12 protein-coding genes and 1 pseudogene are annotated in these 13,999 nt (G+C 35.4%); 8 read left to right on the top strand and 5 right to left on the bottom strand.

Annotation, left to right across the window (positions count from 1 at the left end):
* Positions 1-24 precede the first annotated feature (24 nt).
* Both tyrS and PVV70_RS02040 read right to left on the bottom strand, forming a co-directional pair.
* Entirely contained in the window at positions 25-1,278 is a 1,254-nt protein-coding gene (gene tyrS, locus PVV70_RS02045) for a tyrosine--tRNA ligase (RefSeq protein WP_273757747.1), read from the bottom strand.
* A gap of 318 nt (positions 1,279-1,596) precedes the next feature.
* Positions 1,597-2,277 (bottom strand): alpha/beta hydrolase, encoded by a 681-nt coding sequence (locus PVV70_RS02040; protein ID WP_139413204.1) that lies wholly within the window; start codon positions 2,275-2,277, stop codon positions 1,597-1,599.
* A 161-nt stretch (positions 2,278-2,438) separates the two neighbouring features.
* On the opposite strand from PVV70_RS02040, the gene PVV70_RS02035 reads away from it, so the two are divergent.
* From PVV70_RS02035 to PVV70_RS01995, 8 genes and pseudogenes are all read left to right on the top strand, one after another.
* Complete coding sequence (locus PVV70_RS02035) at positions 2,439-3,596, top strand: cysteine desulfurase family protein (protein WP_273757746.1); 1,158 nt, start codon at positions 2,439-2,441, stop codon at positions 3,594-3,596.
* Between the two features lie 158 nt (positions 3,597-3,754).
* Positions 3,755-5,266, top strand: coding sequence for a Fe-S cluster assembly protein SufB (sufB, locus tag PVV70_RS02030; protein WP_273757745.1), 1,512 nt, complete (start codon positions 3,755-3,757; stop codon positions 5,264-5,266).
* 159 nt (positions 5,267-5,425) lie between these two features.
* Entirely contained in the window at positions 5,426-6,181 is a 756-nt protein-coding gene (sufC, locus tag PVV70_RS02025; protein WP_273757744.1) for a Fe-S cluster assembly ATPase SufC, read from the top strand.
* Positions 6,182-6,192: 11 nt separating this feature from the next.
* Positions 6,193-7,455 carry a Fe-S cluster assembly protein SufD gene (sufD, locus tag PVV70_RS02020; RefSeq protein ID WP_273757743.1) on the top strand — a complete coding sequence of 421 codons (1,263 nt, stop codon included), beginning with the start codon at positions 6,193-6,195 and terminating at the stop codon, positions 7,453-7,455.
* A 10-nt stretch (positions 7,456-7,465) separates the two neighbouring features.
* Positions 7,466-8,710 (top strand): cysteine desulfurase, encoded by a 1,245-nt coding sequence (locus tag PVV70_RS02015; protein WP_273757742.1) that lies wholly within the window; start codon positions 7,466-7,468, stop codon positions 8,708-8,710.
* A complete protein-coding gene (locus PVV70_RS02010) occupies positions 8,703-9,104 on the top strand; it encodes an SUF system Fe-S cluster assembly protein (protein ID WP_273757740.1) in 402 nt (133 codons plus the stop codon). The genes PVV70_RS02015 and PVV70_RS02010 overlap by 8 nt, the downstream gene beginning before the upstream one ends.
* Before the next feature lie 57 nt (positions 9,105-9,161).
* Positions 9,162-10,803, top strand: a pseudogene (locus PVV70_RS09780) (site-specific DNA-methyltransferase).
* A gap of 32 nt (positions 10,804-10,835) precedes the next feature.
* On the top strand, positions 10,836-10,958 hold the full coding sequence (locus PVV70_RS01995; RefSeq protein ID WP_273757737.1) for a hypothetical protein: 123 nt from the start codon (positions 10,836-10,838) through the stop codon (positions 10,956-10,958).
* A 1,052-nt stretch (positions 10,959-12,010) separates the two neighbouring features.
* On the opposite strand, the gene PVV70_RS01990 is transcribed toward PVV70_RS01995, so the two are convergent.
* The 3 genes from PVV70_RS01990 to PVV70_RS01980 all read right to left on the bottom strand — a co-directional run bounded on the left by PVV70_RS01990 (position 12,011) and on the right by PVV70_RS01980 (position 13,582).
* Positions 12,011-12,490: a superoxide dismutase family protein gene (locus tag PVV70_RS01990; protein WP_273757736.1), complete on the bottom strand. Its 480-nt coding sequence runs from the start codon at positions 12,488-12,490 to the stop codon at positions 12,011-12,013.
* 413 nt (positions 12,491-12,903) lie between these two features.
* The gene (locus PVV70_RS01985) at positions 12,904-13,260 is read right to left on the bottom strand and encodes a hypothetical protein (protein ID WP_273757735.1); all 357 of its coding nucleotides are present in this window, start codon (positions 13,258-13,260) and stop codon (positions 12,904-12,906) included.
* Positions 13,238-13,582, bottom strand: a complete 345-nt coding sequence (locus tag PVV70_RS01980) for a hypothetical protein (protein WP_273757734.1) — start codon at positions 13,580-13,582, stop codon at positions 13,238-13,240. The genes PVV70_RS01985 and PVV70_RS01980 overlap by 23 nt, the downstream gene beginning before the upstream one ends.
* Positions 13,583-13,999 lie beyond the last annotated feature (417 nt).

Below are 13,999 nucleotides of genomic sequence, written 5' to 3'. Positions count from 1 at the left end.
TAAAATGAATGATATATCAATAGATTATAGAGGTTTGATCAATACATGTTTTTTCTTACCAAAAGAAAGTTTAATGATTCCTTTTGTCGTGACATCTTTTTCAATAATAAGGTGTGTTTCATCCTTTATGATTTGATCATTAACACGTATCCCTCCACCTTGAATGTGACGGCGCGCCTCACTATTGGATTTGGCGAGTCCTGCTTTTACTAAAAGAGAGAGTAATCCAGCACCCGTTTTTAATTCTATTGCGTTCATTTCAACTGTTGGAAGATTTTCTCCAAGTGTTTTTTCTTCAAACGTTTTACGAGCAGTCTCTGCTGCTGCATCAGCAAGATCGCGTCCATGCAACATTGTGGTAATTTCTGTTGCCAGAATTTTTTTTGCTTCGTTAATTTCGCTCCCTTGTAAGAGAGAAAGTTTGAGAATCTCATCCATGGGTAATGTGGTATAGAGCTTTAAAAATCGTGTTACATCAGCGTCTTCTGTATTGCGCCAATATTGCCAAAATTGATAAGGTGAAAGCATATCGGCATTAAGCCATACAGCACCATGCAATGATTTACCCATTTTGGCACCGGAAGAGGTTGTCAGCAATGGTGATGTTAACGCGTATAATTGTGGTGTTCCTAAGCGATGCCCTAATTCAATTCCGTTAATAATGTTTCCCCATTGATCAGACCCCCCCATTTGCATACGCAATCCATAGCGTTTATGAAGTTCAACAAAGTCATAAGCTTGCAGAATCATATAATTAAACTCTAAGAAGGACAAAGAGTGTTCACGCTCAAGTCTGAGTTTAACAGAATCAAATGACAACATACGGTTGACAGAAAAATGCTTTCCTACATCACGCAAAAATTCTAAGTAATTTAAATTGCACAACCATTCAGCATTATTCACAATACAAGCATCGGTTTCTCGATCACCGAATGTCAAATAGTTAGCAAATACCCTTTTAATACCATCAATATTGGTAGCAATATCATCTTGTGTTAGAAGCCGTCGTGCTTCATCTTTAAAGGAAGGATCACCGATCAATCCTGTCCCTCCGCCCATCAAAGCAATGGGGCGATGCCCCGTTTTTTGTAGCCAATAAAGCATCATAATTTGGAGAAGACTTCCAGCATGTAAACTCGATGCTGTTGGATCAAATCCGATATAAGCGCTTACAGTTTCTTTTGAAAAAAGATCATCTAAGCCCTTTTCATCTGAAACTTGGTGGATAAAACCACGTTCGTTCATAATGTGTAAAAAATCAGATTTAAAGGCAAACACAGAGTCAATTTCCTAATTTAAGAGGGTTTTCATTTTATATAACAGGTGATTATATAATAGATCATTAATGCCTTATCTACCATGAATGACACATAAACCACAAGAGAACCAGACATATTGGCAATGAAGATAATAATACGAGTATTATTCCCTTTTTACGCTTAAAAAGATAATTTAACGGAAACCAGTAAATAAAAAAAGACACTTTTTATCCTAAAATAAAATTCAGAAAAGTTACGAATACAATCTGAAAAAAAATCACTTTAGTTATGATCAGAGGCGATTTTTACTGATTTTTTATAAATCTGTTGTGTTTTCCTAAGTGAGTGAAAGTATTTCAGGAGGGGGAGCGAGAAATTCATTGGTAATATGATTATCCAAATAGTGGGCACATCGTTCAATAAGCTCTTCATGGCATCCACTAAAAAAGTGATTAGCTCCTTCTAGTATTTCTTGCGTGATGATAATACCTTTTTGTGTTTTCAATTTATCAACAAGCATTTGAACGTCTTTTGGGGGGGCGACTTTATCAATACCACCATGAATAATAAGCCCAGAGGAGGGACAAGGTGCAAGAAATGAAAAGTCATAAACATTAGGCTGAGGGGCAACAGAGATAAATCCCTCAATTTCTGGTCGGCGCATTAAAAGCTGCATACCAATCCATGCTCCAAATGAATATCCTGCTACCCAGCAATTTTTAGAGTCTGGATGTTGTGTTTGCACCCAATCGAGAGCCGCCGCCGCATCTGAAAGTTCTCCTATTCCATAATCAAATTCCCCCTGACTGCGACCAATACCACGAAAGTTAAAACGGAGAGTTGTAAAGCCACGTTGTTGGAACATATAAAAGAGATCATAGACAATTTTATGATTCATCGTTCCACCAAATTGAGGATGAGGATGCAAAATGATTGCAATGGGCGCATTTTTTTGTTGTGAAGGTTGATAACGCCCTTCGAGCCGACCCGCGGGACCGTTAAAAATAATTTCTGGCATAAAATGCTCCTTAAATGCTATAAAACGCTCTCATTGACCTTGGTCGACTTTTACCATAGAATCTCTTAAATAATCATTAGATATTCTTTTTTAAGTGCACTTTTCAAGAAAATTGCGCTATTTTTTTCATCAATTCATAAGATTAATGATTGCGACGTAAAATGGTTATAAAACGCCGATATTTTGATCATAACGCAACAACACCGCTCAAAAAAGTGGCGCGGATGGCGTTACTGGAATCTTTAGAGATATTTGGTAATCCATCATCTGTTCATACGGAAGGGCGTGCTGCTAAAACTTTATTGCAAAAGGCGCGCCGACAAATCGCTGAAAATATTAAAACAGATCCGGATAACGTTGTCTTTACCTCTGGTGCGAGTGAAGCAGCAATGACTTTGTTAACCCCCTTTTACACGATGGGGAATGCAAAGGTTCAATTTTCCCATCTTTACCTTGGAGCGACTGAACATCCCTCTGTTGCAGAAGGAGGGCGTTTCTCTAAAGAATTGATAAGTGTCATTGCTGTTGATCAAGATGGGCTTATTCAACAAGATAAATTAATATCACTCTTAAGGGCTCACGATAAAACAAAAGGTTTACCTCTTGTTGCTATTCAAGCTGCAAATAGTGAAACGGGTGTTATCCAACCATTAAAAGAAATAGCGGCTATTGTTCGTGATTTAGGCGGTACTCTTATTGTTGATTTATCACAATATATCGATAAAAATTTTGTTGATATTAATCAGCTAGGAGGAGACTTTTTTATACTATCTGCCCATAAAGTTGGTGGTCCTAAAGGAGTTGGTGCTTTTGTTTCATGTGGCAATCTTCTGATGCCACATCCTCTTATTATCGGAGGAGGGCAAGAAAAAGGCCTACGTGGAGGAACAGAAGCATTGCCTCTTATTGCTGCTTTTGGAGCAGCAATGGCTGATTGTCTCACACAAGAAGAAATAAAACAGTTACTATATTTACGTAATAAATTAGAAGATGGACTCCAAAAAATAAGTCAAAATATTGAAATTTTTGGCAAAAGAGTTCAACGTTTGCCAAATACAACTTACTTTACCATGAAAAATATAAAAGCTGAAACTATGCAAATTGCTTTTGATTTAGAAGGTTTTTCTGTATCAGCAGGCTCTGCTTGTTCTTCGGGAAAAGTAAAACAAAGCAAAGTGTTGGAAGCAATGGGGTATCATGTTCCAAATGGTGCCATTCGCATTTCGCTGGGACGTGATACAACCTCTGAAGATATTGATGATTTTCTATTGTTTTTTTCTCAAATGATAAGCAAAAAAAAGGATAAAATTTTATTGTGAGAAAATTATAAAAATTAGAATTATTTTAAAAATAAAATAACTTTGATTGAAATTTTAGCACTTTACCTATAGCCTAGGAGATAACTTGCTTAATTTTAATCTTGTAAAAACAAGACTTTTAGTTACCGGTTTTTGATGCCAAAAAATGGAGAAGATTTATGCCGGCAGTACAAGAAACGATACGCCAAGTCCGTGAAATAGATGTTGACCAATATAAATATGGTTTTGAAACAAAAATTAAAACGGATAAAGCGCCGAAAGGTTTGAATGAAGATATTATCAAATTTATTTCTGCTAAAAAAAACGAGCCTGAATGGATGCTAACATGGCGCTTACAAGCTTACCGCCGTTGGCTGACAATGAAAGAGCCTCATTGGGCGCGTCTTGAATATCCTAAAATTGATTTTCAGGAGCTTTATTATTATGCTGCTCCTAAAAATCATACAGGACCAAAATCTCTGGACGAAGTGGATCCGGAGTTATTAGCAACGTACGAAAAACTTGGTATTCCTCTTAAAGAACAAGAGATTTTGGCAGGGGTAAGAAAACAGTCTGATCCTTCTACTTTTGATGATAATGTATCTGTATCGGGGCAAGTGGCTGTTGATGCGGTCTTTGATTCTGTTTCTGTTGTAACAACATTCAAAAAAGAGCTGGCACGTGCTGGTGTGATTTTTTGTTCTATTTCAGAGGCGATTATTGAACATTCTGAGCTTATTAAAGAATATTTGGGAACGGTTGTACCAGTAGGGGACAATTATTATGCGGCCTTAAATGCAGCTGTCTTTACAGATGGTTCATTTGTTTATATCCCCAAAGGGGTTCGTTGTCCTATGGAGCTTTCAACTTATTTTAGGATTAATGAACGTAACACTGGACAATTTGAGCGTACATTGATTATTGCCGCCGAAGATTCCTATGTTTCTTATCTTGAAGGATGTACAGCTCCCCAACGTGATGAAAATCAACTTCATGCTGCTGTTGTTGAGCTTATTGCCCTTGAAAATGCAGAGATTAAATATTCTACGGTACAAAACTGGTATCCTGGCGATAAAGAGGGAAAGGGCGGTATTTATAATTTTGTGACAAAGCGTGGAGATTGTCGAGGGCACAACTCTAAAATTTCATGGACACAAGTTGAGACTGGTTCTGCGATTACTTGGAAATATCCATCCTGTCTACTCCGCGGTGATAATGCGCGTGGAGAATTTTATTCTATTGCTGTTGCAAATGGTTACCAACAAATTGATTCCGGTACAAAAATGATTCACTTAGGAAAAAATACCTCCAGTCGTATTATTTCCAAAGGCATTTCTGCTGGTTTTTCAAATAATACTTATCGAGGACAAGTCACAGCCTATCGAAAAGCAAAAAACGCGCGTAACTTTACACAATGTGATAGTTTGTTAATCGGGAATGATTGTGGTGCGCATACAGTTCCTTATATTGAAGCAAAAAATGCAACAGCTCAGTTTGAACATGAAGCCACAACATCAAAAATTTCTGATGACCAACTTTTTTATGTTATGCAGAGAGGAATTCCCGAAGAAGAAGCTATCGCATTAATTGTCAATGGTTTTGTAAAAGAGGTCATTCAAAAACTTCCCATGGAATTTGCTGTCGAAGCGCAAAAGCTTATTGGTATTAGTCTTGAAGGTAGTGTTGGATAATTTTATTTAATGAGATAAATAGAATACTTGTTGCAAAAAGGCTGTAACAGTAGAAAATAATGTAAAAATGACCTCTATGGTGATTACAAAAAGAGATGGATGCTAAGGCGAAATAATACGCATCGGTATCTGAAAAAACAGCCAGAACAGGATTTAATAATGTTAGAGATAAAAGATTTACGCGCCCGTATTGTTGGGACGGATACAGAAGTTATTCGTGGTTTAAACTTGACGGTTCAAGATGGAGAAGTTGCCGCTATCATGGGACAAAATGGAGCTGGAAAATCAACTTTGTCTTATTTGCTTGCTGGTCGTGATGATTATGAAATAACAGAAGGAGATATTCTCTATAATGGCCAATCAATTTTAGAAATGGATCCAGCAGAGCGTGCTGCATATGGTATTTTTCTTGCATTTCAATATCCAATGGAAATACCAGGAGTAGCAACGATGGAATTTTTAAAAGTTGCGATGAATTCTCAACGCAAGGCGCGAGGTGATGAAGAGCTTAAAATTCCTGAATTTATAAAATATGTTAAAGAGGTTTCAGCTAAACTTGAAATAGATATGGATATGCTAAAACGTCCATTAAATGTAGGTTTTTCAGGGGGAGAAAAAAAACGCGCTGAAATTTTGCAAATGGCACTTCTTGAACCTAAACTTTGCATTTTAGATGAAACGGATTCTGGTTTAGATATTGATGCACTAAAAATTGTTGCAGACGGTGTTAATAAACTTCGAGATTCAAAACGTTCATTTTTGGTGATTACCCATTATCAACGGCTACTTAATTATATTATCCCTGATACGGTACATGTTCTTTATAAAGGACGAATTATCAAAAGCGGAGATAAATCCTTAGCACTCTATTTAGAGCAAAATGGATATGCTGATCTTATCAAGGAAGCGGTTTGAGGATATTGAGTATGAAGACACAGCAAAATTTGTTAGCAGTTGAAGAAGATATACTCAGGAGTTTCAATCAGTATGTCAACGACTTACCTGGTGATAAAGCTGTGCGAGCAATCCGCAAGAAAGCTATTGAGCAGTTTCAAAGGTCACGGCTTCCTTCCCGTAAAATTGAAAGTTGGCATTATACCAATTTGCGTACATTATTGAAGTCTGTGAGCAATTTTTTAAAAATTCAAGACAATCAATCTGTTGACGCATTATTCTCAGATAGTGCTGTTTTTTCCATGAACAATGGAAAAACATCGATACAGCCAAAGGTAGACAAAATTACAGTAAAACGCCTTTCAGATGCATTAGAAGAGAATTCTATAAAAATAGATCAAAACATTTCTGATGAAGATTTTATTGGACAGTTAAATACAGCTTTTGTTACGGATGGCTGGCTTTTCCATATTCCTGAAAATACAAAGTTAAATAGACCTATTGAATTACAAAATATACAAATGGGAGGACAATCCCATACTTTTTCAGACATAAAAGTTGATAAAAATAGTCAAGTTATGTTTGTTGAACATCAGGTTGGCAATGATCAAGAGACCTTTGTCAGTTCAATATTTTCATTAAATATTACCGCTCATAGTGATGTTACATGGATTCTTATTCGCAATCGTGGTTTTAATTCTACGCAGTTTGGTCGATTGCGTGCTGTTCTCGCTCAAGGAGCAAAATTATCACTTTATGTCATTAATATAGGGAGTCAACTCAATCGTCAGGAAGTCGATATTGAGTTACAGGGAGAAAAATCTGATTTTCAATTACGCGTTATAAATTTACTATCAGGACAAACTCATAGTGATCTTACAATGACTGTTCGTCACGTGGAAGAAAAATCAACATCAACCGAAATTATACGCAATGTGGTTACCGATAAAGCAGTGGGGGTTTTTCAAGGGATCATACGTGTTGCTCAAAAAGCGCAAAAAACAGATGCACGCATGGCTTGTAATAGCCTTATCCTTTCAGATGATGCAGAATTTAACGCAAAACCTGAGCTGGAAATTTTTGCCGATGATGTTGCCTGTGGTCATGGCGCAACAGTTGCTAATATTAATCATGATTATCTTTTCTATCTCATGGCGCGTGGTATTCCATTTAAAACGGCTCGAGCTCTTTTGATTAAAGGATTTATTGCTGAGCTTATTGATGACATCAAGCAAGAGAATATCCAGACTGTTTTGGAGAATATCATTGGTCAATGGCTTGAAAAAAATGTTTAAGAGAGAGAAAATGGAAAATAACGTACAAACACTTAATTATAATGTTGATGAAATTCGACGTGATTTTCCTCTTTTGCATCATCAAATTCATGGAAAACGGTTAGCCTACCTTGATAGTGGTGCTTCTGCTCAAAAACCACAATCAGTACTCAATGCAATGAATAATCATTATCACTATCGTTATGCGAATGTACATAGGGGAATACATTTTTTAGCCAATACAGCAACGCAATCCTATGAAAATGCTCGTGAAACCGTTCGTATTTTTCTAAATGCTCAAAAAGCTGAGGAAATTGTTTTTACGAAAAATGCAACGGAAGCGATTAATACGGTTGCTTATGGTTGGGCTATGCCCAAACTCAAGGAAGGTGATGAGATTGTTCTAACGATCATGGAACATCATGCCAATATTATCCCTTGGCATTTTCTGCGTGAGCAAAAAGGGGTTAAACTTATTTTTGTTCCTGTTGATGAAAATGGTGTTCTGCATATTGAAGATTTTCAAAAGGCTTTAAGCGAAAAAACACGGCTTGTCGCTATAACTCATATGTCTAATATATTAGGAACTGTGCCTCCTGTTAAAGAGATGATTAAGCGAGCACATCAAAATTCCATTCCTGTTCTTGTTGATGGTTCTCAAGGAGCAATACATTTAACTGTTGATGTACAAGATCTCGATTGTGACTGGTACGTCTTTACAGGACATAAGCTTTATGGTCCCACTGGTATTGGTGTTCTTTATGGTAAGGAACACCGGTTAGAGGAAATGCGTCCTTTTCAAGGGGGAGGGGAAATGATTGAGGAGGTAACAACCGATAGAGTTCTTTATAATGCTCCTCCTTATCGTTTTGAAGCAGGCACGCCTCCTATCGTTGAGGCTATTGGATTAGCTGCAGCTATTGATTATATACAAGAGAAAGGTCTCAGTGCAATTCATGCCCATGAAATGTCCCTTTCAGCTTACGCGCATGAAAAACTTAAAACGGTTGAGACATTGCGTATTTATGGGCATTCTCCCAATAAAGGCGCTATTATATCATTTATCATTGAAGGTATTCACGCTCATGATATCGCGATGTTTATTGATAGAAAAGGAGTTGCAATACGTGCGGGAACTCATTGTGCACAGCCTTTATTACAGCGCTTTGGTCTAACATCTATTTGTCGTGCATCGTTAGCTATGTATAACACTCAAGAAGATATAGATCAATTAGTCGAAGCATTGAAAGAAACAAGGACATTTTTTAATGGCTAGGTTAATAGAAGAGCGTCATTCTACAGAATCTGTTGAAACTGTAAGTGAAGATAAGAAATCTTATATATCAACAATTCCTGCAGATGAAATTGATCGTATGACGAATGATATTATTGCTGCTCTTAAAACAGTTTATGATCCAGAGATTCCTGCTGATATTTATGAGCTAGGACTGATTTATCGTATTGATATTGAAGATGATCGTTCAGTAAAAATTGAAATGACTCTGACAGCGCCAGGCTGTCCTGTTGCTGGTGAAATGCCAAGATGGGTAGAAAATGCTGTCAGTGCCGTTGAAGGGGTTTCGCATGTTGAAGTTACAATGACGTTTGATCCACCATGGACACCTGAGTGTATGTCAGAAGAAGCGCAAATTGCCGTAGGATGGTACTAACAATACTGTTCGTGAGTACATCGTTTTTCGTAAACAGTTGGATTTAAAAACGATTACATACATTATAATAAACAAAAATTAGAACTTAACTGGGTTGGAAAAGAAAAACGCTCTAAACTAGAATCTCGTATCTTATTAGAAGATCTTGAAAAGTCTTATCATGCTTCGCATCAAATATCATCCCAAGATATTTTTGATAATAAACTTATTTTTGGTGATAATTTACTCGCACTCAAAGCACTTGAGCAAGAATATACGGGGAAGGTGAAGTGTATCTATATTGATCCACCTTATAATACAGGCAATGCTTTTGAACACTATGAAGACGGTTTGGAGCACTCCATATGGCTCAGTCTTATGAGAGACAGGCTAGAATTGTTACATCATTTGCTTGCGGATAATGGAAGTATCTGGATATCGATTGATGATGATGAACAAACCTATCTTAAAGTGATGATGGATGAAATTTTTGGTCGCCAAAATTTCATCAATAATATTATTTGGCAAAAGAAATACGCTCCACAAAATGATACAAAATGGCTTTCCGATAACCATGATTTTATAATGGTTTATGCCAAAGATAAAACGATTTGGCGCCCTTACTTGATTCCTCGTTCAACAGATATGGATGCGCGCTATAAAAATCCTGATAATGATCCGCGTGGTCCTTGGAAATCTGGTGACTTATCCGTAAAAAGGGAGACTCTTAAAGATATTTATGAAATCACCACACCTTCTGGACGCAAAGTGATTCCTCCTCATGGTAGAAGTTGGGCTATAAGTGAAAAAAAATTCTCTGAATTATTGAAAGATAATCGCATTTGGTTTGGTCCAACAGGAAGCAATGTTCCTTCTCTGAAGCGTTTTTTATCAGAAGTAAAAAACGGTATGGTTTCAATGACCATTTGTCCTTATACGGAAATAGGGCACAATCAAGATGCCAAAAGAGAAGTCAAAGCTTTTAATTCTGATGATGTCTTTACAACTCCCAAACCTGAACGGTTAATAGAACGCATCATTCAACTTGCAACTAAACCCGGTGATCTTGTCCTAGATTCCTTCGCAGGTTCTGGCACGACTGGTGCTGTTGCTCATAAAATGGGACGCACGGTGGATTATGATTGAACTTGGTGAACATTGTCATACCCACATTATTCCTCGTTTAAAACAAGTGATTGATGGAACGGATCAAGGGGGAATTTCCAAAAGTGTCAATTGGCAAGGTGGTGGTGGATTCCGTTATTATCGTCTTGCACCTTCTCTGTTAGAAAAAGATCCATGGGGACAATGGATTATTAGTCGCGAATATAATGCTGCGATGCTTTCAGAAACGATGTGTAAACATATGGGATTTACCTATGCACCGGATGAAAATCATTATTGGATGCAAGGGTATTCAACCGAAACAGATTATATTTATGTAACAACAAGTACTATGACCTACGAACAACTCCGTCTTATGAGCGAAGAGGTAGGTTCCCATCGCACATTACTGATTTGTTGTACTACCTTTGATACAAAAGAAACATCCTTTGAGAATTTGACACTGACCAAAATTCCCCGTGCAGTATTGGAAAAATGTGAATGGGGGAGGGATGATTACAGTTTAAATATAGCCAATCTTGAACCAATGATTGTGGTAAAAGAAAGCAACAAAGATAAAGATAATGCGCAAGCAAAATTAGATTTATTTGAATAATATATAAAAAGCAGAGTTTCTCATGAACACTGTTGAAAAAAGGATTTCTGCTCGCCTATCCTTGCGTGACCCTTCAACGTGAATCTTTAAATATTTTGGTGAACATCTTAGAAAAGTTAGAGCTTTCTAAAAATGCTGATTTGGTTGCAGAATGAGAAGTGATAAGATAAAAAGTCTTTATCCTTTTTGTACAAGACTTTGAACGAAACTTTCCTTCTTTTTGTTTTGCCTTAGCAACGGGTGTGGGGGAAACGCGGCTTATGGGCGCGTTTATCAGCTATTGAGTAAAAAAACTGCGTTTTGCAATATTTTGATAAAAAGACGAAGCTTTGGTCTTTTGAAGTCAAAATTCTCATCAATCATTATGAGCTAATTTTAGTTATTTAGTTGCAAGTGAAGTTGAAGGTGTTGATACATTAAAAAAGAGCTTCGGATGCTTTCAAGTTTGCATGGGATTGGATTTATAAGGCTCGACAAGGGCAATTGCTTCTGAGAGTGAAATCATAATTCCAGCGAAAGAGCGGAGGGATATTGATTGGGATACTGCTAATAGATTAGTGTATGAAAACAAAGACTTTCTTCATTATATTAAGCTCATTCGTCAATTTTATCAAACCGGTGAGATGCGTCCATCCGATTGGGATCATATGTATCCATGAGAGGTATTCAAAAAAGCTCTATTGTTTAAAAGATTTTTCATTCAGAGTGACAAAAAATGACTCTAACTATTTTATTTTACTGATTATATTGATTTATAATAATAATTAATCTTTTTTAAATTAAATTACAGATCAGTATATTGTAGCATTCAATCGTTTGAATCTTATATTGATATTGAATCAATCAAAATTTTTGCGTACACATCAAGCGGTGGTGAGTAAATTTTGTTTTCGACCTGTTTTATTTTATCCCTGAGGCATAATTTCATTAGATATTAGATTTATTGAAAATATTGCTTTTTCATATTGGAGTCTTCTTACCGAGAATTTATACTGCTATGTATTTATTTCCGAGTGTTGTTGGTTTTGATTATTTTTTAGTGCTTCATCATTGGCATTAAACAGTTAAAAAGAAATATGAATTTTAATAAAATATTCCCGTAATTTATTTAATCTCTTAAAGTGAATTTAAAACAACAAGCTTCTATCACATCCTTATGATAAAGGGAGTGTTTACTGTCATAGTTTTACCACAATACTCTCTTTATTTATTCAATAATGCCGCACGCTAGACGTGCACCACCGCCCCCAAGCGGTAATGGCTTATCTGATTGATTATCACCCCCTAGATGAACCATTAATGAGTGCTCTGTAATTTCAGAGATTTTTTTCAACCGTGGAGCAAGAACGCTCATCATGGCATTCCCTTGCTTATCAACATAAAGTGGGGGTAAATCACCAAGATGACCATTGACGTTATAAGGTCCTAAATGTTTCTTGGTATGCTCAGGATCATAATGTCCACCTGCGTTTCCACCAATTATGCCATCTTTTGTATCACATGAAGGATTTACATGTACATGAAAACCATGCATCCCTTCTGGTAAAGTAGATAAGTTTGGCACGAAAATTAAACCGTATGTGTTTTCTTCAATTTTAATGCTACCAATAAACTTTTTGGAATTATTATCTTCTAGTTTATAAATATTTACTTTTGTTGATAGTGCTAATGCAAAGTTTTTGTGCATTAAAAATGCTATAAAAATGAATAATGATAATAATATCGTTTTCATAAAATACCTTTATAATTACTTTAAATAATTTATCTATAAAAATAATTTATATATAAATATTATTACTTATAAAGAATAAATAAATTAAAGTATATTATTATATATTTCTTAACATAACTCTCGTTTTTTGATCTATAAAATTTTTTGATCTATAAAAAATGTAGTCTTTATAGACAGATAATTATAGCTCGCTTATCTTTCTTCAAGAGATGCTTAAAAAAATATATTTTTTTGAGGTGTGATAATGAATTAATCAAGTAATATTAATAAGTTAGCTAGTAATATGATGATCATTTTAGCAAAAAACAGAGCATATAATTTGTTGATAATTTTAATGTTTTGTTCATAGAAAAAATGACAATAGTTTTCTATTCATTGTGAAATTTATAAGAGAAAGAACTATTATGATTCATATAAATTTCCCATACAATACAGCATATACCGACACTCCCTCCCATTCCTAATCCTATTAGCGCTCCTATTATCATTCCGGCAGAAAGCGCTACTCCTATACCCATTGCGATAAATGGACCAAATCCTGGAAGAGCAATATAGCCATAAGTAGCAAGAGTGACTGCGATTGCTCCTGAGATGCTACCATTTAAACCACCAATGAAAGCAAATTCTTTAATGGAATGGCAGCACTTTTTGAAAAAATTTTTCTTAAAACGATGAATAGAAACGTTGCTGTAAGTTTTAAAATCAATCATACTTTTTTCTTTCATTTTGAATGCTAATTGTTCCTGAATAGTCAACGGACACGAAAAAATGGGACTTTTTAAATTTTACTAAAGCACGCCAAATGCCTTTGTCATCTAAACGCAATCGTTTAATGTTCTCAAAACCATTTTGCATAAGACAATTTTTAACTTGTGAAGCAGTAAATGAGTTCTGCCCTATTTTAGTGACACCTTGGGTAGAGCTATAGTTAAAGGTTTGACAATAAGGAAGATGAAAAACTTTACTGATTGAAGCCGTGACAATCAATGAAACACATACAATTATCATAAAAAAAACACTTAGTTTCAAAATGTTATTTAGTTTCATCTTGCACTCTCTGTTGAAACAACACTTCATTAACAGTTCTATTGCTAACAGGTTCCCAAGATGATTTTATTTTTAAAATTATACTTAATAAAAAAAATGAAATTTTATTGATTAAATAAAAGTGTTTTTTATTATTTTTTATCTATAAATTTGATATTTTTATACAGGATTATAAGAAATATATATTATAGTTTTTAACTATTTCATATCAATACACTATAAATATATAGAGTAATTTTTTAGATGATATGAGATGTAGAAATATTAATTGTACAATATATTATGATATAAACTCAAAGAAGCTGCTGTATGTGTAAAAAGCTATAAAGGAATAAAATGTCGCTTAGCAATGATCTCAAATATAAGGGAGCTCTGAACATTAAAGGATGACAAACAGCTCTGAAGTGTACAGATTTG

It is taken from the genome of Bartonella sp. AU55XJBT (assembly GCF_028618525.1).
The sequence above is the reverse complement of the archived record's forward strand: the minus strand, read 5'-3'. Positions and strand labels throughout refer to the sequence as shown.